This is a genomic window from Enterobacter sp. 241F3 (genome assembly GCF_034106785.1).
GTDB classification, from domain to species: domain Bacteria; phylum Pseudomonadota; class Gammaproteobacteria; order Enterobacterales; family Enterobacteriaceae; genus Enterobacter; species Enterobacter vonholyi.
The window spans coordinates 211,399-233,486 of record NZ_JAWNDD010000003.1 but is presented as its reverse complement, the minus strand read 5'-3'; the positions used below and the strand labels follow the sequence as shown (position 1 = coordinate 233,486).

Sequence of the window (22,088 nt, the reverse complement as noted above, 5' to 3'; positions counted from 1 at the left end):
GCATCTTAGCACACTCCGGGGTAAATTACTCCGCCGTTGGATTTGCCAGGAAACGCACCGCGCGTTTTATGTCCCGCGTCCGCGGCGCGGGCGGCAGGCTTGCAAGGAAGGTTGCCCCGTAAGGACGCATCACCAGCCGGTTATCGCAAATGACCAGCACGCCCCGATCGGTGACGTCACGGATTAGGCGCCCTACCCCTTGCTTAAGGGTAATGACCGCATCCGGGAGCTGAACCTCATCAAACGGATCGCCGCCGCGCAGGCGGCAGTCTTCCATCCTCGCCTTGAGCAGCGGATCGTCCGGGGAGGTAAACGGAAGCTTATCAATGATCACCAGCGAGAGCGTATCGCCGCGCACGTCCACCCCTTCCCAGAAGCTGCTGGTGGCTACCAGCAGGGCATTTCCGGCGCTGACAAACTGCTGGAGCAGCTGGCCTTTGCTGGTTTCGCCCTGCAGCAGCACCGGCAGCGTCATGGTGGCTCGGAACTGCTCGGCGAGGTCGCGCATCATAGCGTGAGAGGTGCAGAGCATAAAACAGCGGCCGTTGTTGGCCTCGATCATCGGTTTTAACATCGCGGCCAGATGGCGCGCCGCACCCGGCTGGTTCGGCAGCGGCAGATTACGGGGAACACAGAGCAGCGCCTGCTTTTCGTAATCGAACGGGCTGGGCAGGAGCAAGGATTCCGCCTGCTCAATGCCGAGACGCTCGGTGAAGTGATGCAGATCGTCATTCACCGACAGGGTTGCCGAGGTGAAGATCCAGCTTCCCGGCTTTTGCGCCATCACCTCTTTAAATTTATCCGCCACCGTCAGCGGCGTGAGCGCCAGCGTGAAATGCCGCGAAGTGCATTCATACCAGTAGCTGTACCCCGGCTGATTGATCTCTTTAAGCCGTTTGAGCCGCCCGCGATACAGCGTGGCGCGCTCGAAGGCCGCGTCCAGCAGGGCGGAACGTCCAAGCGACAGTTTCGCCACGTCGTAGCAGAGTTCAAGGGCATCATCGAGCAGCAGCAGCGCGCGCTGGATGTTTTTGTCCGCCAGCAGCTCGCGCAGGTTGCCGCGATAGCCCGGCTCGCCGAGCTGTAAACGGAAATCCTGCGCGCTCTGCGCCAGACGGTCGGCGCACTTCTGCAGCTGCTGGGTATCTTTGAGTTCGGTCCGGTAGGCAATGGTGAAATCTTTCGCCAGATCCTGCAGCTGGCGGCTGGAAAGCGACTGACCAAAGTACTGGCTGGCGATGTCCGGCAGCTGGTGGGCCTCGTCGAAGATCATCACGTCCGCCTCCGGAATCAGCTCGCCGAAACCGCTATCCTTGACGACCATATCCGCGAGGAACAGATGGTGGTTCACTACCACCACATCCGCATCCATCGCCGTTTTGCGCGCTTTCACCACGAAGCAGTCTTTATACAGCGGACAGTCGCTGCCGAGACAGTTGTCGTTAGTGCTGGTCACCAGCGGCCAGGCCGGGGAATCTTCCGGCACGCTCGCGCAGGTGCTGATATCGCCCTCTTCCGTCTGGTTCGCCCAGGCGCGAAGAATAATGACGTCGCTCAGGGTTTGCACCGGCAGGTCGCCGCCCGCCAGCGCCTGCTGCTCAAGACGTTCCAGGCAGAGATAATTAGAGCGTCCCTTCAGCAGGGCCAGACGGCCTTTGTATTTCAGCGCCTTGGCCACCGTGGGCAAATCGCGGCTGTAGAGCTGATCCTGCAGCGCCTTCGATCCGGTGGAAATGATCACCTTCTTTTTCGCCCGCAGCGCCGGAGCAAGGTAAGCATACGTTTTACCCGTGCCGGTTCCGGCTTCGACCACCAGCGGCTGAGCCTTATCGATGGCGCGTGCAACGGCATGCGCCATCTGGCGCTGGGGTTCACGGGGTTTGAAGCCGGGAATAGCCTGCGCTAATTGACCTTCAGGGGAAAAATCGTCTGCCACGGTGCTCTCTCACTGTATTTTTGCACAGGGATTATGTCAGCCCATCCTCTCCTGTGCCACCCCAAATAGTGACGACACGAGAACAATATGGCAGTCTTGCCGCCTGACGACGAAAAATAACGAGGAAACGTTTATGACAATTGTGCGCATTGATGCCGAAGCCCGCTGGTCTGATGTGGTTATCCATAACCAGACGCTCTACTACACCGGCGTACCGGCTAACCTGGATGCGGATGCGTTCGAGCAAACGGCTAACACTCTGGCGCAGATTGATGCCGTGCTGGAAAAACAGGGCAGCGACAAATCCCGCATTCTGGATGCGACGATTTTCCTGGCAAACAAAGATGATTTCGCGGCAATGAATAAAGCCTGGGATGCGTGGGTTGTGGCGGGTCACGCGCCTGTACGCTGCACCGTACAGGCCACGCTGATGAAGCCGGAATACAAGGTAGAGATTAAGATTATCGCGGCGGTTTAAGCCCGATTACTCTTCATCTTCATCCTCGAAACGCGCCACGATCCGCTCGCCGGTATGCGTGGCGCGCAGTTCTTCCGCCACCTGGGAAATCGCCTGTCCGCTGCTCATCCCCTGGGACATCAGTTCCTGAATTCGCTCAACCGCTTTCTGCTGCTGTTCATGGCTCAGAGAAGGTAAACCTGCAAACATCGTCAACTCCTGCTAAATTATTCGCGCTAATTATTTCACGCTGCCCGGTAGTATGCCACACATGAACATGCGCTTCCCCACTGTTATTACTCTGCCCTGGCGAACAGACGCCGCTGAATACTGGTTTGCCCGCCTGAGCCATCTTCCGTTTGCGATGCTGCTGCACTCCGGTCATGCGGACCACCCCTACAGCCGCTTCGACATTCTGGTGGCCGATCCGCTAAAGACGCTGACCACCGATGACCTGTCCTTAACTGGCGATCCGCTGGCGCAGCTTCAGCAAGCCATTAACGCGCTGGGCCTATCCGCTACGCCAAACCCGGACCTTCCCTTTCAGGGGGGCGCGCTGGGCCTGTTTGGCTACGATCTGGGTCGCCGTTTCGAAGCGCTGCCCGAGCATACGCAGGCTGATATTCCCCTGCCCGACATGGCCGTGGGGCTGTACGACTGGGCGTTAATTGTCGATCACCAGAAAAAAACGGTTTCCCTGCTGAGCCATCGTGACGTGCAGGCGCGTCTGGCGTGGCTTGAATCGCAGCAGCCTGCACCGGCACAGACGTTCACATTGACCTCCGGCTGGCGCTCAAATATGAGTGCAGCGGAGTATGCCGAAAAATTCGCTCGCGTTCAGGCGTACCTGCAAAGCGGCGACTGCTATCAGGTTAACCTCGCCCAGCGTTTCCAGACGACGTATCAGGGAGACGAGTGGCAGGCGTTTACCCGTCTTAATGCCAGCAACAAGGCGCCGTTTAGCGCGTTTGTGCGTCTGGAACAGGGTGCAATACTCAGTCTGTCACCCGAGCGATTTATTCATCTGGCCGAGGGCACGATTCAAACCCGTCCTATTAAAGGCACCTTGCCGCGTCTTGCCGATCCCGACGCCGATCGCCAGCAGGCGGAAAAACTTGCCGCCTCGCCGAAAGACCGCGCCGAGAACCTGATGATTGTGGACCTGATGCGTAACGACATCGGCCGTGTCGCCGAACCGGGCAGCGTGCGCGTGCCGGAACTGTTTGTCGTCGAGCCTTTCCCGGCAGTGCATCATCTGGTCAGCACCATAACCGCGCGTCTGCCCGCCTCTCGCACCGCCTGCGATCTGCTCCGCGCCGCGTTTCCGGGTGGCTCCATCACCGGCGCGCCAAAGGTGCGGGCGATGGAGATCATTGATGAGCTGGAGCCGCACCGCCGCAACGCCTGGTGCGGCAGCATCGGCTATATCAGCCTGTGCGGCACCATGGATACCAGCATCACCATTCGCACGCTGACCGCCTGCAGCGGAAATCTCTACTGTTCGGCCGGGGGCGGTATTGTTGCCGACAGCCAGGTCGACGCGGAATATCAGGAAACCTTTGATAAAGTTAACCGTATCCTGAAACAACTGGAGTAATCACGGGTGGAAAAAGAGAACCTGACGCTGGATGATTTTTTATCTCGCTTTCAGCTACTAAGACCGCAGGTCAACCGCGAGGCGCTGAATCAGCGTCAGGCGGCCGTGCTGATCCCGGTCGTGCGTCGCACGCAACCGGGCCTGCTGCTCACCCAGCGTTCTCCCCATTTACGCAAGCACGCGGGTCAGGTCGCCTTTCCGGGTGGCGCAGTAGACAGCTCCGACGCCTCGCTGATTGCCGCCGCGCTGCGTGAAGCGCAGGAAGAAGTTGCAATTCCGCCTGAGACGGTGGAGGTCATTGGCGTGCTGCCGCCCGTAGATAGCGTCACCGGTTTTCAGGTCACGCCGGTGGTAGGTATTATCCCGCCGGACCTGCAGTATCACGCCAGCGTCGATGAAGTCTCTGCAGTGTTTGAAATGCCGCTTGAAGAGGCGCTCCGGCTAAGCCGTTATCATCCGCTGGATATTCATCGACGAGGGCATGACCATCGGGTCTGGTTGTCCTGGTATCAGCATTATTTTGTCTGGGGCATGACGGCGGGCATTATTCGTGAACTGGCGTTGCAAATCGGCCTGAAGCCTTGACTATACTTTACATTCCATCCTTTTTCGCAGGTTTGCGATCCGCGTCGCGCTATTAGCAAAACCCATCCTCAACCATTAGTTTAATTCATGTGAATAGTTAAGCCGAGGTCGGTGTTCCCTCTTACACTATGCGCAGTTATAACATCGTTACTGGAACCCCGGTAACCCTGTCAGGAGTGTGAAAGTGATTAGTATATTCGACATGTTCAAAGTGGGAATTGGCCCTTCGTCTTCCCATACTGTTGGCCCGATGAAGGCCGGTAAACAGTTCGTCGATGATCTGGTCGAAAAAGGATTACTGGAAAGCGTTACCCGTGTCGCCGTGGATGTTTACGGCTCGCTGTCATTAACGGGTAAAGGCCACCACACCGATATCGCCATTATTATGGGTCTGGCAGGCAATATGCCGGATACCGTTGATATTGATGCCATCCCGGCATTCATCCGCGACGTGGAAACACGCGGCCGCCTGCTGCTGGCAAACGGCCAGCAGGAAGTCGATTTCCCGCAGGATGACGGCATGCGTTTCCGTAGCGACAACCTGCCGCTGCATGAAAACGGCATGACCATTCACGCTTACAGCGGTGAAAAAGAGATTTACAGCAAAACGTACTACTCCATCGGCGGTGGCTTCATCGTGGATGAAGAGCATTTTGGCAAAGATAGCGTCGGCGACGTCAGCGTACCGTACCCGTTCAAATCGGCTACCGAGATGCTGGGCTACTGCAAAGAGACCGGTCTTTCACTGTCCGGCATGGTGATGCAGAACGAACTGGCCCTGCACAGCAAGAAAGAGATTGAAGACTATTTTGCCAACGTCTGGCAAACCATGCGCGCCTGTATCGATCGCGGGATGAACACCGAAGGCGTTCTGCCGGGTCCACTGCGCGTGCCGCGTCGTGCCTCCGCCCTGCGCCGTATGCTGGTGACCACGGACAAGTTTTCCAACGACCCGATGAACGTGGTCGACTGGGTAAACATGTTTGCCCTGGCGGTTAACGAAGAAAACGCCGCCGGTGGACGCGTCGTGACGGCGCCAACTAACGGCGCGTGCGGTATCGTTCCGGCAGTGCTGGCGTATTACGATCACTTTATTGAGCCCGTGACGCCTGATATCTACATCCGCTATTTCCTGGCGGCAGGTGCCATCGGTGCGCTGTACAAAATGAATGCCTCCATCTCCGGCGCTGAAGTAGGCTGTCAGGGTGAAGTCGGCGTGGCCTGCTCCATGGCGGCGGCAGGTCTGGCAGAGCTGCTGGGCGCAAGCCCTGAGCAGGTCTGCGTGGCGGCTGAAATCGGTATGGAGCATAACCTCGGTCTGACCTGCGATCCGGTCGCGGGCCAGGTGCAGGTGCCGTGCATCGAGCGTAACGCAATTGCTTCCGTGAAAGCCATCAACGCCTCACGTATGGCGATGCGCCGTACCAGCGAACCTCGCGTATCGCTGGATAAGGTGATTGAAACCATGTACGAAACCGGTAAAGACATGAACGCGAAATACCGCGAGACGTCCCGTGGTGGCCTGGCCATTAAGGTGCAGTGCGACTAATACTGCCTTTCGCCCATCTGCAACGGATGGGCGAATTTCCCTCTTCTTTCTCGTCTCCTTCTGCTTTCCCCACTACACTTTCACTGTTGCGTCCGGCTTTTGTGGCTGGTGGCTTATCAGGCGACCGTTCATGCAAACTGCACAAACGATCATTAAAAACTATCGCCGAAAACGCGTTATCGTCTGTGTCACGGTTGCGCTCCTCACGCTCATCCTGACGTTAGGCATTCGCTTTATTTCGCAGCGCAATGTTAACCAACAGCGGATCCTCGATTTTACCAGCCACACCGTTCGCGCCCTTGATAACGTCCTGCTTTCTTTAGAGAACCGCCGCAGCGTGCTGCAGCCCCTGGTGGGGCAGCCCTGCCCGCAGGCGCACCTCGCGCTGCGAAAGCAGGCAGCCATTTTGCAGACGGTACGCTCCATCGCCCTGATTAAAGACGGTATTCTGTACTGCTCGAGTATTTTCGGCAGCCGCAATGTGCCCGTTCGCGACTTCCTGAAAGAACTCCCCGCCAGCACGACGAAGCTGATTTTATCCGCCGACCAGTGGCTGCTTAAGGGAAGCCCGATATTGATCCAGTGGTATCCCGTTTCTCAGGACGGTGAAGCAGGCGTCATCGAGATCATTAATATCGATCTGATCGCCAAAATGATTCTGGAGCCCCAGCGCCCGCTCATCAATGACGTGGCGCTGACCGTAGGCGATCGCTTTCTGCGCTATGGACAACGCGTCAGCGACAGCCTGACGTTTGATGAGGAAGGCTCGCTTTTCCAGCAATCATCAACCCGAAATCCTTTCACCATTACGGTCAGCGGGCCAGGCCCTGGAGAGTTAGCCTTAAAAAGCCTGCCAGCCCAGCTGCCTCTCGGGCTTATGCTGAGCCTGCTGCTGGGCTATCTCGCCTGGCTGGCAACGGCAAACCGGATGAGCTTCACGTGGGAGATCGATATGGGGATTGCGGGCCGGGAATTTGAGCTTTTCTGCCAGCCGCTGGTGAATGCCCGTACCCAGGCGTGCACTGGCGTGGAGATCCTGCTGCGCTGGAATAATCCGCGTCAGGGATGGATCTCCCCGGAAGTGTTTATTCCTCTGGCAGAAGAACATAACCTGATTGTCCCCCTGACCCGCTATGTGATCGCCGAAACGGTGCGCCAGATAGGCTACTTTCCCGCCAGCGCCGGTTTTCACATCGGCATTAACGTCGCCGCCAGCCATTTCCGTAACGCGGTGTTGATACAGGACCTGAACCGTCTATGGTTCAGCGCCAGTCCGCGCCAGCAGCTGGTGATAGAACTCACGGAACGGGATGCGCTGCTGGATGCGGATTATCGCATCGTGCGCGAACTGCATCGCAAAGGGGTGAAGCTCGCCATCGACGATTTTGGTACAGGAAACAGTTCCCTATCCTGGCTTGAAAAGCTGCACCCGGACGTGCTGAAAATCGACCAGTCCTTCACCACCGCCATTGGTACAGACGCCGTGAATTCAACGGTGACGGATATGATTATTGCGCTGGGCCAGCGGCTGAATATTGAACTGGTTGCTGAAGGAGTCGAGACAGAGGAGCAGGCGCGCTATTTGCGCCGCCATGGCGTGCCTGTTCTGCAGGGCTTTTTCTATGCGCGGCCTATGCCGCTACGGGATTTTCCTAAGTGGCTGGCGGGAAGCGCGTCCCCGCCAGCGCATCATAACGGGCACATCGTGCCCTTAATGCCGCTGCGCTAAGCCGGCTTACTCATCTTCGTCGTGGGCAGATTGTTCTTTAACAATACGCACCATATCAACGCGATAGTCGTTGGCTTCAACGATCGTAATGTGCAGCGGCGAAAGCTCGATCACATCTCCGACGCGCGGGATTTGCCCGTTAACCGCGATAACCAGACCGGCAACGGTCGCGATGTCTTCTTCATCGTTGATGACGTTTTCCAGCCCCAGCGTATGCGAGAGCGCGTGCAGGTCGGTGGTACCTTTAACCAGCCAGCCTTCACCGTCGGCAACGATCTCTGGCGTTTCGTCTTCATCCGGGAATTCACCGGCAATCGCTTCCAGCACGTCCAGCGGCGTGACCAGCCCCTGCACCACGCCAAACTCGTTGGTAACGATAACAAAGCTACCGCGAGCGCGGCGCAGCACCCCGAGAAGGTTGATCGGATCCAGCGTTTCCGGTACGACAATCGCAGGCGATGCGGCAGCAACGGCTTCCACGTTGACGCCCTCTTCCAGGGCCACCAGCATCTCTTTCGCCCGCACGACGCCGATGATCTCATCCAGCTCACCGCGACAAACCGGGAACAGGCTGTGCGGTGAAGAGAGCAGCTGCTGGCGAATTTCATCCACGCTCAGGTTAGCATCGACCCAGCTGATTTCACCGCGCGGCGTCATGATGCCGCGCAGCGAACGGGAGGCCAGAGAGAGCACGCCGTTAATCATGTAGCGTTCCTGTTCCACAAACGCCCCTTCAGGCACCGGAACCGGGTTGTGGTTTTCGGAATCAGACTGAACGTTCACCTGACGGCGACCGCCCATCAGGCGCAGAATGGCATCTGCGGTACGGGCGCGCAGCGGCTGATTCGACTGCTGCTTAATAAAGTTACGACGCGCAATCTGGTTGAACAGCTCGATCAGGATCGAGAAGCCAATCGCGGCGTACAGGTAGCCTTTCGGAATATGGAAGCCAAAACCTTCGGCCACCAGGCTCAGGCCGATCATCAGCAGGAAGCTCAAACACAGCACGACCACCGTCGGATGCTGGTTCACGAAGCGCGTCAGAGGCTTTGAGGCCAGCAGCATGACCGCCATCGCAATGACGACAGCCGCCATCATTACCGGCAGATGATTCACCATGCCGACCGCCGTGATCACCGCATCCAGCGAGAAGACGGCATCAAGCACCACAATCTGCAGCACCACCACCCAGAAGCTGGCATAGCCTTTACCGTGCCCATCATCGTGCTGACGGTTTTCCAGCCGCTCGTGTAGCTCCGTCGTCGCTTTGAAAAGCAGGAATATCCCCCCGATCAGCATGATTAAATCACGCCCTGAGAAGGTGTAATCCATGACGGAGAACAGCGGTTTGGTCAACGTGACCATCCAGGAGATGACGGAGAGCAGCCCCAGTCGCATGACCAGCGCCAGCGAGAGACCAATCAGACGCGCTTTATCACGCTGTTTTGGCGGCAGTTTGTCCGCAAGGATGGCGATAAACACCAGGTTATCAATGCCGAGAACAATCTCGAGCACTACCAGCGTGAGCAATCCCACCCAGATTGACGGGTCCATTAAGAATTCCATGACAAGCTCCTGCTAAAGGAATGACGAAACGGTGCCCCACTCAACGTGGGCAAAACAGAGGTAGACAGAGTCGATACGTGGCGAGGATCGCCGGTGAATAAGGCGCGAAATGGCCTGGCAGATGACTGACGTCGGTGACGGTCCATATAGTGGGCTGTAGCCCTATACTCCTGAACAATTAAACGGAGGCTAAACATATCAGAGACAATGTGTTTTTAGCAAAGATTTACGTTCCTTTGCAAAGTTCTGTAACACAGCGGCTTTACTCTACGGATAAATCTCTAACGCGAGGCTAAATTACGGATCTTCATCACATAAATTATTTTTTCACTATCTAAAATAATTCGCGGAAGTCTTAGTTTTTTTGAACTCTAACCCTTATCTGAATCGATTCGGTTCGCCAATACGATTCTCAGTACGGCTGCCTGGCAGACGTATTAATGATAATAAAAGGAGGTAGCAAGTGACCATTGCTATTGTCATAGGCACACATGGTTGGGCTGCTGAGCAGCTACTCAAAACGGCAGAGATGCTGTTGGGCGAGCAGGAAAACGTCGGCTGGATCGATTTCGTTCCCGGTGAAAACGCCGAGACGCTGATAGAGAAGTACAACGCTCAACTCGCGAAGCTGGATACCAGCAAAGGCGTGCTGTTTCTCGTTGATACATGGGGCGGCAGCCCGTTCAATGCCGCCAGCCGCATTGTCGTCGATAAAGAGCACTATGAAGTTGTCGCCGGGGTCAATATTCCCATGCTGGTGGAAACCCTCATGGCGCGAGACGACAATCCGTCCTTCGATGAGCTGGTTGCGCTGGCCGTTGAAACCGGTCGCGAAGGGGTAAAAGCCCTGAAAGCACAGCCGGTTGAAAAACCTGCCCCTGCGCCTGCTGCGACACCAAAAGCAGCTGCACCGGCAAAACCAATGGGCCCGAACGATTACATGGTGATCGGCCTTGCGCGTATTGATGACCGCTTAATCCACGGTCAGGTTGCCACGCGCTGGACCAAAGAGACCAATGTTCGACGCATCATCGTGGTCAGCGACGAAGTGGCCGCTGATACCGTACGTAAAACCCTTCTGACTCAGGTTGCTCCTCCTGGCGTTACCGCGCACGTCGTGGATGTCGCCAAGATGATTCGCGTTTACAACAACCCGAAATATGCGGGCGAACGCGTGATGCTCCTGTTCACTAACCCGACAGACGTTGAGCGCATTGTTGAAGGCGGCGTGAAAATCACCTCCGTTAACATTGGTGGTATGGCATTCCGTCAGGGCAAAACGCAGGTCAACAACGCCATTTCAGTCGATGCGAAAGATATCGAAGCATTCAACAAGCTGAATGCGCGCGGTATTGAGCTGGAAGCCCGTAAGGTTTCCACGGACCAGAAACTGAAAATGATGGATTTGATCGGCAAAGTTGGGAAATAAGCCCGCGCCGGTTTTTCACATAATGCTTATGTAATAGGAGAAGTACAATGGAGATTACCACTCTTCAGATTGTGCTGGTGTTCGTGGTCGCATGTATTGCGGGTATGGAATCCGTACTTGATGAATTTCAGTTCCACCGTCCTCTGGTGGCCTGTACGCTGATTGGGGCCGTTCTGGGTGACATGAAAACCGGTATCATCATCGGTGGTACCCTGGAAATGATCGCCCTGGGCTGGATGAACATCGGTGCGGCGGTTGCGCCCGATGCCGCGCTGGCCTCTATCATTTCTACCGTTCTGGTTATTGCCGGTCACCAGAGTATCGGTGCAGGTATCGCCCTGGCGATCCCGCTGGCAGCCGCAGGCCAGGTGCTGACTATCATCGTTCGTACTATCACCGTTGCCTTCCAGCACGCGGCGGATAAGGCGGCCGAAAACGGCAACCTCACGGCACTGTCGTGGATCCACGTTTCATCCCTGTTCCTGCAGGCGATGCGTATCGCGATCCCGGCGGTTATCGTGGCGATCTCTGTCGGTACCAGCGAAGTGCAGAGCATGCTAAACGCCATTCCTGAAGTGGTCACCGGCGGTCTGAATATCGCGGGCGGTATGATCGTGGTCGTCGGTTATGCGATGGTCATCAACATGATGCGCGCAGGCTACCTGATGCCGTTCTTCTACCTCGGCTTCGTGACCGCTGCCTTCACCAACTTCAACCTGGTTGCACTGGGTGTGATTGGTGCGGTAATGGCGATTCTCTACATCCAGCTCAGCCCGAAATATAACCGCGTCGCGGGTGCCCCAGCGCAGGCTGCTGGTAACAACGATCTCGATAACGAACTGGACTAACAGGTGAGCGAAATGGTTGATATGACAAAAACTACCACCGAGAAAAAACTCACTCCGGGTGATATTCGTGGCGTGTTCATCCGTTCTAACCTGTTTCAGGGTTCATGGAACTTCGAACGTATGCAGGCGCTCGGCTTCTGCTTCTCCATGGTTCCGGCGATCAAACGCCTGTATCCGGAAAACAACGAAGCGCGCCGTCAGGCGATCAAGCGTCACCTGGAATTCTTTAACACTCATCCTTACGTTGCGGCTCCGGTTCTGGGCGTAACGCTGGCGATGGAAGAACAGCGTGCAAACGGCGCAGAGATCGACGATGGTGCCATCAACGGTATTAAAGTCGGCCTGATGGGTCCGCTGGCCGGTGTCGGTGACCCTATCTTCTGGGGTACCGTGCGTCCGGTCTTCGCAGCGCTGGGGGCAGGTATCGCGATGAGCGGCAGCCTGCTTGGCCCACTGCTGTTCTTCATCCTGTTTAACGCCGTGCGTCTGCTGACCCGTTACTACGGTGTGGCCTACGGCTACCGTAAAGGGGTGGACATCGTTAAGGACATGGGCGGCGGCTTCCTGCAGAAACTGACTGAGGGGGCGTCAATCCTGGGCCTGTTTGTCATGGGAGCACTGGTTAACAAGTGGACGCACGTGAACATCCCGCTGGTGGTATCGACCATCACCGGTCAGGATGGTCAGACCCGCGTCACCACCGTGCAGACGATTCTGGATCAGCTGATGCCGGGCCTGGTGCCGCTGCTGTTGACCTTCGCCTGCATGTGGCTGCTGCGTAAGAAAGTGAACCCGCTGTGGATTATCGTTGGCTTCTTCATCATCGGTATCGCGGGCTACGCTGTCGGCCTGCTGGGTCTCTAAGTTTCAACGCTATAGGCCGGGGGCTTGCCCCCGGTTTTTTTTATCTGGAGGATGAATGACTGTCACGGACATCGTACTGGTTCTATTTATTGCTGCCCTTCTGGCTTACGCGATCTATGACGAGTTCATCATGCCGCGCCGTCACGGCGAGACGCTGCTCTCCCTTCCCCTTCTGCGACGCGGGCGCGTGGATGCGTTTATCTTCGCGGGTCTCATCGTTATTCTTATTTACAATAACGTCACCAGCCATGGTGCAATATTAACCACATGGTTATTATGTGCGCTGGCATTAATGGCTGTTTATCTGTTCTGGATCCGTACGCCGAAAATCATTTTTAAATCACGCGGATTTTTCTTCGCCAATGTATGGATAGAATATAACCGTATTAAAGAGATGAATTTATCGGAAGACGGCGTGCTGGTGATGCAATTAGAACAACGCCGCCTGCTTATTCGGGTGAAGAATATTGACGATCTGGAAAAGATATACAATTTACTCCTGAAAACTCAATAGCTTAGATATATAGCAACGGCTATATTCTGCGTTTGTCTTGCGCAAGAAATATAGCCGTTGCTATATCCCATTCGTTAATTTGATCTCTATTTGTTAACGATATCTTCACGCTTAAAGACAAATGAAAATCGTTATCAACAAACGTTTTAAATAATGCCTCCTCATTGTTGTTTTATATTCTCAAAATATGTTAAGGTTGCGCCCGTCGTTGGGGAGTAGCCGATTTCCTGTTTACAGGAAATGTACGTGTCAACATACTCGTTGAAAAACGTGGCGCGTACGGATCGCTTACTGCACATCTTATGTGCATTGGGATCAGGCGAGACCATAGATACATCAACTGCTGTTTACTGGGGGCAGTGATGTGTCATATGGATATCCCCGGTCTGGACGCTGTTATGAATATCTCCGCTACGATCCTCCTCGCTTTTGGCATGTCCATGGACGCATTTGCTGCATCCATCGGAAAAGGCGCCACGCTTCACAAACCTAAATTCTCAGAAGCCCTGCGTACCGGCCTGATTTTTGGTGCGATCGAAACGCTGACCCCGCTTATCGGCTGGGGACTTGGCATGCTCGCCAGCCAGTTCGTGCTGGAGTGGAACCACTGGATTGCCTTCGTCCTGCTGGTGTTCCTCGGAGGCCGAATGGTCATTGAAGGTTTTCGCGGCGGTGATGAAGATGACGAGGAGCCGCAGCAGCGCCACGGATTCTGGCTACTGGTCACCACGGCAATTGCCACCAGCCTTGATGCGATGGCCGTCGGTGTCGGTCTGGCATTCCTGCAGGTCAATATTATCGCCACCGCGCTGGCCATTGGCTGTGCAACCCTGATTATGTCCACGCTGGGCATGATGGTCGGACGGTTTATCGGCCCGTTGTTGGGTAAACGCGCAGAGATCCTGGGCGGGATTGTGCTCATTGGCATTGGTGCCCAGATCCTCTGGGCACACTTCGCCGGTTAATCTTCGCGCTGCCAGACGTGGATGCTGAAATCCGTCTGGCAGTGAAATATTGTGCGTGCAGCTAACGTTCCCCATACTTCCGGTTTTGCCCGCCATGCGAACGGCGTCATCTGCAGCAACGCGGTGGCCTCTTCCCCTGTGAGCGACATATCATACGCCACGGTTTGCTCCTGCTTCAGGCTAAAACCGGCCAGCTGTTCAGAATGAGGGGCATGCAGACGTACTTTGTCGTAGATCAGACCTTTCAGCTCCATCAGATGGCGCGGGCCCGGCGTCACAGTGATAACCCATCCGCCCGGTTTCACCACGCGAGCCAGTTCTTCCGCTTTGCAGGGCGCGTAAATGCGGATAACAGCATCCATGCTGGCATCATCAAACGGCAGTCGGTGGCTGGATGCCACGCAGAACATCACGTCCGCGTAACGCTTTGCCGCCGCACGAATGGCCACTTTCGACACGTCCAGACCGAATGTGTTTAGACCCTTATCACGGGCAACCTCTGCAAATCGTGCGGTGTAGTACCCTTCCCCACAGCCGATATCCAGCACGGCGGTGGCTGAAGCAGGCAGTATGTCATTCACCATATGCGCGACGGCCTCCCGCAGCGGCAGATAGTGCCCGGCATCAAGAAACGCGCGACGCGCCTGCATCATCTCTGCACTGTCGCCTGGATCGCGGGAACGCTTATGCTGCACCGGCAAAAGATTCACATAGCCTTCTTTTGCCATATCAAACTGATGCCCCTGCGGACAGGTATAACTTTTATCTGAGTGCGTCAGGGGCGCGTGGCAAAGAGGACAGCTGAAGGACATGGTGACTCCGGAGCATAATCAAAGGGCGAAGTGTACCGCTATTCGCCCTGGTTATAAACGTCCGGTTAACGCATAACGATTAGGTGATCGGAACCCGCCGGTAGCCCGTCAGGTTTCACATTTTCCAGACGCAGCACGTTACCCATAATTTCACTGAAGACAGGCGCGGAGACGGCCCCGCCGTAGTAGGCGCCATTTTGCGGATCGTTAATGACCACCACCAGAGCAAATCGCGGATCGCTGGCAGGCGCAACGCCGGCAGTATAGGCGACGTATTTATCGACGTACTTCCCGCTATCGTCAATTTTCTTCGCCGTACCGGTTTTCACCGCCACCCGGTAATCACGAACGGCCGCCTTCACGCCCCCGCCGCCGGGCAGCGCGACGCTCTCCATCATGTGCTCCACCTCGTGCGCAATCTCTTCCGGCATGACGCGGTGCCCGATAACGGGTGGATCGATACGCGTAATCGAAAGAGGTCGCTCGAGCCCGAAGCCGCCAATCGTGGCGTAGACGTGAGCCAGCTGGAGCGGCGTTACCATCAACCCGTAGCCGAAGGCAAAGGTCGCCCGGTCGAGCTGGCTCCAGTATTTACGCTGGGGCAGCAGCCCCGCGCTTTCCCCCGTTAAGCCAAGCCCCGTATTCGTACCAAAACCAAAGTTTCGATAGGTATCAATAAGGTGCTGGACAGGCATCGCCAGCGAAAGTCGGGACACGCCGGTGTCGCTCGATTTTTGCAGGATCCCGGTCATCGTCAGTTCAGGATAGTAGCCCACATCGCGGATACGATGCCCGTCAAGGGTATACGGATGAGTGTCAATCACGCTGTCGGGCTGAACCAGACCCTGCTGCAGGGCCGTCATCAGCACCAGCGGCTTGACGGTCGAACCGGGCTCGAACGTATCGCTGATCGCGCGGTTGCGAAAATCATTTATCGTCGCACCTTCCCGATTATTGGGATTGAAATCCGGATAGCTCGCCATCGCGAGTATTTCCCCGGTTGGGATATTAATGAGCACCGAAGCACCCGACTCGGCCTTATTCCAGGCCACGGCATTATCAAGCGCATCTTCAGTAATGGTCTGCAGCCGCTCGTCAATACTCAACTGAATGTTATGCGCTGGCGAGGGTGCCACTTCCGTCAGGTTTTCAACCACGCGACCGTAGCGATCTTCCCTTACCTGCCGAACTCCGGCCTTGCCGGTCAGCTGCGCGTTAAAGCTTTTTTCCACGCCTTCAATGCCCTGCCCGTCAATATTGGTGAAGCCAATCAGGTTCGCTGCCACATGGCCTGCAGGATAAAAACGGCGGGATTCATCGCGTAAATTGATGCCGGGCAGATTCAGCTTATCGATCCACTTTGCCTGTGCGGGATCGACCTGGCGGGCAAGATAAATAAAACGCCCCTGCGGGTTGGCGTTAATTCGCGCCGAGAGTGTGCCCAGGGAGAGATGCAGCGCATTTGCCAACGCCTGCCAGCGTTCATCAACGCCAACGCCTCCTTTTGCCAGCACCGTTTTAGGATCGGCCCAAACGGCCTGGACAGGCACGCTCACCGCCAGGGGTCGACCTGCGCGATCCATTATCATGCCGCGCGGCGCATCAATCGTCAGCTGGCGGAGGGATCGCATATCTTCCTGCTTTACCAGATTGTCAGGCTTGATGATTTGCAGCCAGGCAACACGGCCCAGCAAAAAAGCCAGACTACAAAAAATCGCTAAGCAGAGCAGTGCAAAACGCGCCGGCGTGAAATTGCCAGCGGTCGTAATCATTTTCTTCTTCACCTGAACCCCAGGACTGTAAAACAACGCCCTGATTTAACGGGAAAAGATGCGTTATGGGTGGCAAAACAGTGCTACTAACCTCGCAGCTTTGCAACAAGTTACTAACAAGACCGCGAATGGTAATATTTTGAAAGATAAGGGACATAAAAAAGCCCCGCGGTATGCGAGGCTTTATGTCTGAGAGTGAAGTGCTAAGCGCTTCAGTCAGCAGCGGTTCGATCAGATGGCAGTTACGTTAACTGCAGCTGGGCCTTTCTGGCCGTCCTGAATTTCGAACTCAACGTTCTGGCCTTCAGCCAGAGTTTTGAAGCCGTTACCCTGGATTGCAGAGAAGTGTACGAACACGTCTTTGCTGCCGTCAGCAGGAGTAATGAAACCAAAACCTTTAGACTCGTTGAACCACTTAACTTGACCTTTAATCTTTGCCATTTTGCAAAATTCCTTAGAGTGTTTTCTTAGCCCGCAGGCATTAACTGAGATAAAACTGAGACATTACTGCATGAGGCACTAATATAAGGTTCGGCAGAGAAGCGGTATTCAACGACAACGTGTTTACTCAGGACTTCTTTACTGAAAATGCCACACATAAACAGAACTGTACCTCGTTTGACCCAAAACGTGTTATCACACACTATGTTTAATATGGCAAGCCATTTTTAAACATGTCTCGATCCGCCGCACAAATTCGAACAGTGCCTGTCAGGTTTTGCACAATTATGCGCATCATGTACAGACAGCCCTGCTGCGTAACAAAGACCCAGCATTGCTTGCACAACCGCTGTAATCTAAGACTTTTTTAACATAGCTCAATCATTACGAACCGTCCAGCAACCGGGAAAAGAAATCTTACGTCTTGATTGAGTTAGAACAATTTGTGAAAACTTATGCTTAAATCATTGTAACGCGACCAAATTGTTTCAGAGAAAAAACACTGTTAAAAAACCACTTCCGTCTGTATTAAAATGCACCAGTTAATAAACAGCGTTATGCACCAAAATAATGAAATTTTTATGACTCTGCATCAAAAGAAGGCAAGCAAAACGTTTCGATAAAAATAAAACATTCCTGCGAGCGTTTACATCAAGAATATATGCAACAATTTAACGCTTCGTTTATAAGGATAAATATTCACCAATTTTCAGTATCCTGAAAGAATGATTAACTGGTGCTAAATTATCGAGCGCGTTAGTTAACTCCTGCACAGGTTCATCTAGCGCTTCATCTGCCAGTTCAAATACGCCCCAGTGGATGGGAAACGTCAGTGGACAGCCCAGCTGCTGCCACAATGCCACCGCAGATTGCGGATCCATATGATGGACAGCCATGAACCATCGTGGGGCATAGGCACCAATCGGTAACGCGGCAACATCTATCTGGCCCAGGCGTTCAGGAATCAACAGCAGCTCAGGTGAATAGCCTGTATCACCGCTGAACCAGAAACGGTGATGCCGTCCTTCCATCACCCAGCCGCACCACAAGGAACGATTGCGGTTCCATGGCGTGCGCATGCTCCAGTGCTGTGCCGGTACGGCGGTCAGCGTCATCCCCTGCCAGGTGAAACTCTGCCACCAGTCAAGCTCAACTACGCGTTTTGCTCCCCGACGACGAAACCAGTCGGCCAGACCCAGGGGAACAAAAACACTAACGTCGGGAAAGCGCTTGAGAATTCGGCGAATGGTCGTGTCATCAAGATGATCGTAATGATTATGGGAGATGACGACCGCATCAAGCTGATGAAGTTGCTCGACAGACAGTACGGGAGGCGTTTTGCGCTGTGGTCCCAGGAAAGGGAGCGGAGAAGCGCGCCGTGAAAACACCGGATCGGTAAGGATGATATTACCGTCCAGCTGCAGCAACACGCTCGCGTGTCCGAGCCACCACACCCCATCTCCATGAGGTTGCGTGAGCTCTACAGGTTGCCACCAATGTTGGATAAAATCTTCATAACCCAGCGCAGGTGGTTTCGGTAAACCGGCCTCTTTACGCGCTTTACGCCAACGGTCAATGTCGCCGGGTTGATGTCCGACAGGGAGGGTATTACGAAAACCGTTCGGGGTATGATGTTTCAGGGAGGGGTCATACCAGGGGTTTTTCCAGACCACAGCCACCTCCCAGGACAAAAAGATTAACGCTCAGCCACCAGGCGGATAAAGTCATCTTCGTCTTTGTTTTCTTCGACGACCGCGTCTTTCGGCGCGTCTTTCTCTTCCGGTTCGTTAGCCTCACACAAACGACGGAGCAGCGCATTCTGACGTTTTTGCTGATCGAGCAGCGCTTCCAGCAGTTCGATCTGCTCGTTAGTCCGGGAGCTGGCTCGGTTCACGAAAAACCAAATGACCAGACCCACGAGCAGAACAACCAAAGAAATCATCAGGGATGCTATATTCAGCAGCCCTGAATTCAGTAACTCACCCATTTCACCACCTCAATAAAAACGTCTATTTTACCACTGGCGCGAAGGAAGGAAATCACGTTGAGAAAAAATGTCTCTTACCACGGAATAAACTTGTTGATTGCGCAAACGCCGCTAAAAAACTGTACATCCTGATCGCACATCACATTGATCGTCTGCGTCCATAACACCACGCACGCTATCAGCACGATAACCAGAATCACCCAGCGTATTTTTTTCACTCCACACTCCGTCTTAAAACCTGATGTAGCGAGGTTATCACGCTTATCTTAAACAAGGACTAACTGTGCCTCTATCACGCTTTTTTTCAGAATCATGCACTTGTTTCATCACGTAAACACATTACGCTAGCATTACGATAACAATGATAAAAGAGGTAATGATGCGCTTTATTGTTCGAACAATTATTGTACTCGCCCTTGTCTGGATTGGCCTTCTGTTATCGGGCTATGGCGTGCTCGTGGGGAGCACCGAAAACGCAGCCGGGTTAGGCATTCAGTGTAAATATTTAACAGCACAAGGAATGAGCACAGCCCAGTATCTGCATACTGACAGCGGGATCGTTGGCTTAACCCACTGCCCTGTACTGCGTAAAACATCCGTCGTGATTGATAATGGCTAATCAGTCTGATTATGACGCAAAAAAAAATGCCGCATCAGATGCGGCGTTTTTTACGAAGAGGGATTAAAACGGGTATTCGTGATATCCCATCTGTGCAGAAATTTTACGTGCGGCAGTGTGCAGAATAGCCACATACTCATGCAAACGCTCTTCGGAGAAGCGTAAAGTCGGGAAGGAGATACTTAAGCCCGCAATCACCACGCCAAAGCGGTCAAACACCGGAACGCCGATGCAGCGCAGCCCCTCTTCCTGCTCTTCATTATCTTCGCCATACCCCTGCTCGCGTACGTGATCCAACACCGTTAACAGCGCGTCTGTGCTGGTAATGGTCCGTGAGGTACTTTGCTTGTATTCCACCCCTTCGAGGATCTGCTTCACTTCCTCACGATCGCGCCACGCCAGCAGAACCTTACCAATCGCGGTACTGTAGAGCGGGTTGCGACGACCAATGCGCGAATACATGCGCAGATTGTACATGGAGTCGATTTTATGGATGTAAACAATACTGTCTTCATCCAGCGCACCGAGATGGATGGTCTCTTTAGTCAGACGAGAGATTTCGCGCATCTGAATATCAGCGCTGCGGATCAGGTCAACATTTTGTAGCGCGCGGGCACCCAGTTCAAAGAGCTTCAGCGTCAGAGAATATTTTTCAGATTCGCCTTCCTGGGCGACATAGCCCAGCGACTTCATGGTTTGCAAAAAGCGATATACGGTGCTTTTAGACATCATCACGCGCTGCGACAACTCTGTAATACCTATTTCACGCTCTTCTCCCAGCGCCTGTAAGATGCCAAACACCTTCAGCACGGAAGAAACAGAATCTGGCTGTTTATCCAAATCCGCAATAGCCATTTACCACCTCATAGAGAGTGTTTTATAAAAATCAGAACCGGTTTTTATTATAAGTTCCCGTCATGTCACCTGCAATCAATCCGCGTTTACTTCGTTACAAATCTGCGACATATCGCGGCTGTAACAATGCTAAAATAGTTATCCTGAGAATAATTTCACACTGAGCTTTTTTAATCTTAATGGAAAAGACCCTTTCCGATGGCCTGCCTTTACCCCAGCGGTATGGCGCGATAGCCACCATCATTATCGGTATCTCAATGGCCGTCCTTGACGGCGCAATCGCGAACGTTGCCTTGCCAACCATCGCCAGCGACCTGCACGCCTCTCCCGCCAGTTCGATATGGATAGTTAACGCCTACCAGATTGCGATTGTGGTTTCCCTGCTCTCGTTCTCTTTCCTGGGCGATATGTTCGGTTACCGTCGGGTGTATCAGTGCGGTCTGGTGGTTTTCACCTTTACGTCGTTGTTATGCGCCCTTTCAGATTCACTGCATACCCTGACGCTTGCCCGCATTGCGCAAGGTTTTGGCGGCGCGGCGCTCATGAGCGTAAACACGGCGTTGATCCGCTTAATTTATCCGCAACGCCATCTGGGGCGCGGCATGGGGATAAATTCTTTTATAGTCGCCGTCTCTTCTGCCGCCGGACCAACCATTGCGGCGGCGATCCTTTCCGTTGCGTCATGGCAATGGCTGTTCGCTATTAACGTACCGCTGGGTATTGTCGCCATCTTCTTTGCCCTGCGCTTTCTACCCGCTAACGGTCCCAAAAGCACCATGCCGCGCTTCGATGTGGCGAGTGCTGTGATGAATGCCCTGACCTTTGGCCTGCTGATTACGGCGTTAAGCGGCTTTGCGCAGGGACAGTCCCTGATGCTTACCGGTGTGGAGCTTATCGCTCTGCTGGCGATCGGCTTCTTCTTTGTTCGCCGCCAGCTCACTCTCCCTGTACCTTTACTGCCCGTTGACCTGTTGCGTATCCCCCTCTTTTCCCTCTCCATTTGCACGTCCGTCTGCTCCTTCTGCGCCCAGATGCTGGCCCTGGTTTCTCTGCCCTTCTTTTTGCAGAGCGTGGTAGGCCGTTCAGAAGTGGAGACTGGCCTGCTGTTAACCCCCTGGCCGCTGGCGACAATGGTGATGGCGCCGCTGGCAGGTTACCTCATTGAACGCGTCCATGCCGGTTTATTGGGCGCTTTGGGGCTGGCGGTGATGGCGACAGGTCTTTTCGCGCTGGCTCTGCTGCCGTCATCGCCAACCGATCTGGACATCATCTGGCGCATGATCCTCTGTGGCGCGGGGTTTGGCCTGTTCCAGTCCCCTAACAATCACACCATTATCACCTCCGCGCCGCGTCATCGCAGCGGAGGTGCCAGCGGCATGCTGGGGACCGCTCGACTTCTGGGGCAAAGCAGCGGAGCTGCGCTGGTCGCCCTGATGTTTAACCTCGCAGGACAAAACGGCAACCATATTGCGCTTCTCACCGCAGGTGCCCTTGCCTCTCTCGCCGCCATCGTCAGCGGCCTGCGGGTGACCCAGCCCAGGGTTCAGGCATAAAAAAAGCCGG

23 protein-coding genes and 1 pseudogene are annotated in these 22,088 nt (G+C 54.6%); 12 read left to right on the top strand and 12 right to left on the bottom strand.

What is annotated here, in order from left to right; genetic code table 11:
- Positions 1 to 25: 25 nt before the first annotated feature.
- On the bottom strand, positions 26 to 1,936 hold the full coding sequence (locus UR504_RS11560) for an ATP-dependent DNA helicase (RefSeq protein WP_023293935.1): 1,911 nt from the start codon (positions 1,934 to 1,936) through the stop codon (positions 26 to 28).
- Positions 1,937 to 2,069: 133 nt separating this feature from the next.
- On the opposite strand from UR504_RS11560, the gene UR504_RS11555 reads away from it, so the two are divergent.
- The gene (locus tag UR504_RS11555; protein WP_008500498.1) at positions 2,070 to 2,414 is read left to right on the top strand and encodes a RidA family protein; all 345 of its coding nucleotides are present in this window, start codon (positions 2,070 to 2,072) and stop codon (positions 2,412 to 2,414) included.
- Positions 2,415 to 2,420: 6 nt separating this feature from the next.
- Here UR504_RS11555 and UR504_RS11550 read toward each other — a convergent pair whose 3' ends face one another.
- Positions 2,421 to 2,603, bottom strand: a complete 183-nt coding sequence (locus UR504_RS11550) for a YoaH family protein (protein WP_008500497.1) — start codon at positions 2,601 to 2,603, stop codon at positions 2,421 to 2,423.
- A 61-nt stretch (positions 2,604 to 2,664) separates the two neighbouring features.
- Here UR504_RS11550 and pabB point away from each other — a divergent pair, with 61 nt between their 5' ends.
- The 4 genes from pabB to UR504_RS11530 all read left to right on the top strand — a co-directional run bounded on the left by pabB (position 2,665) and on the right by UR504_RS11530 (position 7,853).
- On the top strand, positions 2,665 to 3,990 hold the full coding sequence (gene pabB, locus UR504_RS11545) for an aminodeoxychorismate synthase component 1 (RefSeq protein WP_302235547.1): 1,326 nt from the start codon (positions 2,665 to 2,667) through the stop codon (positions 3,988 to 3,990).
- Between the two features lie 6 nt (positions 3,991 to 3,996).
- The gene (locus UR504_RS11540) at positions 3,997 to 4,575 is read left to right on the top strand and encodes a CoA pyrophosphatase (RefSeq protein ID WP_302235272.1); all 579 of its coding nucleotides are present in this window, start codon (positions 3,997 to 3,999) and stop codon (positions 4,573 to 4,575) included.
- A gap of 184 nt (positions 4,576 to 4,759) precedes the next feature.
- Positions 4,760 to 6,124 carry an L-serine ammonia-lyase gene (gene sdaA / locus UR504_RS11535; RefSeq protein ID WP_023312197.1) on the top strand — a complete coding sequence of 455 codons (1,365 nt, stop codon included), beginning with the start codon at positions 4,760 to 4,762 and terminating at the stop codon, positions 6,122 to 6,124.
- A gap of 130 nt (positions 6,125 to 6,254) precedes the next feature.
- Positions 6,255 to 7,853 carry a cyclic diguanylate phosphodiesterase gene (locus UR504_RS11530; protein ID WP_302235271.1) on the top strand — a complete coding sequence of 533 codons (1,599 nt, stop codon included), beginning with the start codon at positions 6,255 to 6,257 and terminating at the stop codon, positions 7,851 to 7,853.
- Positions 7,854 to 7,859: 6 nt separating this feature from the next.
- Here the strand turns inward: UR504_RS11530 and yoaE are convergent, their stop codons facing one another.
- Complete coding sequence (gene yoaE, locus UR504_RS11525; protein WP_111964792.1) at positions 7,860 to 9,419, bottom strand: CNNM family cation transport protein YoaE; 1,560 nt, start codon at positions 9,417 to 9,419, stop codon at positions 7,860 to 7,862.
- Positions 9,407 to 9,565 (bottom strand): protein YoaL, encoded by a 159-nt coding sequence (locus tag UR504_RS21555; protein WP_372587060.1) that lies wholly within the window; start codon positions 9,563 to 9,565, stop codon positions 9,407 to 9,409. The genes yoaE and UR504_RS21555 overlap by 13 nt, the downstream gene beginning before the upstream one ends.
- Positions 9,566 to 9,882: 317 nt before the next feature.
- Between UR504_RS21555 and manX the strand changes: the two genes are divergently transcribed.
- From manX to mntP, 5 genes are all read left to right on the top strand, one after another.
- A complete protein-coding gene (gene manX, locus UR504_RS11520; RefSeq protein WP_271369288.1) occupies positions 9,883 to 10,848 on the top strand; it encodes a PTS mannose transporter subunit IIAB in 966 nt (321 codons plus the stop codon).
- Between the two features lie 47 nt (positions 10,849 to 10,895).
- Positions 10,896 to 11,696 carry a PTS mannose transporter subunit IIC gene (gene manY / locus UR504_RS11515; RefSeq protein ID WP_008500490.1) on the top strand — a complete coding sequence of 267 codons (801 nt, stop codon included), beginning with the start codon at positions 10,896 to 10,898 and terminating at the stop codon, positions 11,694 to 11,696.
- A 12-nt stretch (positions 11,697 to 11,708) separates the two neighbouring features.
- The gene (locus tag UR504_RS11510) at positions 11,709 to 12,560 is read left to right on the top strand and encodes a PTS mannose transporter subunit IID (RefSeq protein ID WP_028018668.1); all 852 of its coding nucleotides are present in this window, start codon (positions 11,709 to 11,711) and stop codon (positions 12,558 to 12,560) included.
- Positions 12,561 to 12,615: 55 nt separating this feature from the next.
- Positions 12,616 to 13,074 (top strand): DUF986 family protein, encoded by a 459-nt coding sequence (locus UR504_RS11505; RefSeq protein WP_111964794.1) that lies wholly within the window; start codon positions 12,616 to 12,618, stop codon positions 13,072 to 13,074.
- A 398-nt stretch (positions 13,075 to 13,472) separates the two neighbouring features.
- Positions 13,473 to 14,039, top strand: a complete 567-nt coding sequence (gene mntP, locus UR504_RS11500) for a manganese efflux pump MntP (RefSeq protein WP_127731419.1) — start codon at positions 13,473 to 13,475, stop codon at positions 14,037 to 14,039.
- Here mntP and rlmA read toward each other — a convergent pair.
- The 7 genes and pseudogenes from rlmA to mgrB all read right to left on the bottom strand — a co-directional run bounded on the left by rlmA (position 14,036) and on the right by mgrB (position 19,269).
- Positions 14,036 to 14,851 (bottom strand): 23S rRNA (guanine(745)-N(1))-methyltransferase, encoded by an 816-nt coding sequence (rlmA, locus tag UR504_RS11495; RefSeq protein ID WP_302235270.1) that lies wholly within the window; start codon positions 14,849 to 14,851, stop codon positions 14,036 to 14,038. The two genes, mntP and rlmA, sit on opposite strands and share 4 nt — an antisense overlap.
- Positions 14,852 to 14,916: 65 nt before the next feature.
- The gene (gene ftsI / locus UR504_RS11490; RefSeq protein ID WP_115875570.1) at positions 14,917 to 16,623 is read right to left on the bottom strand and encodes a peptidoglycan glycosyltransferase FtsI; all 1,707 of its coding nucleotides are present in this window, start codon (positions 16,621 to 16,623) and stop codon (positions 14,917 to 14,919) included.
- A gap of 231 nt (positions 16,624 to 16,854) precedes the next feature.
- Complete coding sequence (gene cspE, locus UR504_RS11485; RefSeq protein WP_001062678.1) at positions 16,855 to 17,064, bottom strand: transcription antiterminator/RNA stability regulator CspE; 210 nt, start codon at positions 17,062 to 17,064, stop codon at positions 16,855 to 16,857.
- Between the two features lie 13 nt (positions 17,065 to 17,077).
- Positions 17,078 to 17,222, bottom strand: a pseudogene (locus tag UR504_RS11480) (DUF2627 domain-containing protein).
- Positions 17,223 to 17,747: 525 nt separating this feature from the next.
- Positions 17,748 to 18,737 (bottom strand): MBL fold metallo-hydrolase, encoded by a 990-nt coding sequence (locus tag UR504_RS11475; RefSeq protein ID WP_302235267.1) that lies wholly within the window; start codon positions 18,735 to 18,737, stop codon positions 17,748 to 17,750.
- Positions 18,738 to 18,760: 23 nt separating this feature from the next.
- Entirely contained in the window at positions 18,761 to 19,051 is a 291-nt protein-coding gene (locus UR504_RS11470) for a YebO family protein (protein WP_111964798.1), read from the bottom strand.
- Between the two features lie 74 nt (positions 19,052 to 19,125).
- Entirely contained in the window at positions 19,126 to 19,269 is a 144-nt protein-coding gene (mgrB, locus tag UR504_RS11465) for a PhoP/PhoQ regulator MgrB (protein WP_013096124.1), read from the bottom strand.
- Positions 19,270 to 19,430: 161 nt separating this feature from the next.
- Between mgrB and UR504_RS11460 the strand changes: the two genes are divergently transcribed.
- Positions 19,431 to 19,670, top strand: coding sequence for a YobH family protein (locus tag UR504_RS11460; protein WP_111964799.1), 240 nt, complete (start codon positions 19,431 to 19,433; stop codon positions 19,668 to 19,670).
- A 63-nt stretch (positions 19,671 to 19,733) separates the two neighbouring features.
- On the opposite strand, the gene kdgR is transcribed toward UR504_RS11460, so the two are convergent.
- Positions 19,734 to 20,525, bottom strand: a complete 792-nt coding sequence (gene kdgR / locus UR504_RS11455) for a DNA-binding transcriptional regulator KdgR (RefSeq protein ID WP_111964800.1) — start codon at positions 20,523 to 20,525, stop codon at positions 19,734 to 19,736.
- Positions 20,526 to 20,704: 179 nt separating this feature from the next.
- On the opposite strand from kdgR, the gene UR504_RS11450 reads away from it, so the two are divergent.
- Positions 20,705 to 22,078: an MFS transporter gene (locus tag UR504_RS11450; protein WP_302235263.1), complete on the top strand. Its 1,374-nt coding sequence runs from the start codon at positions 20,705 to 20,707 to the stop codon at positions 22,076 to 22,078.
- Positions 22,079 to 22,088: the final 10 nt, after the last annotated feature.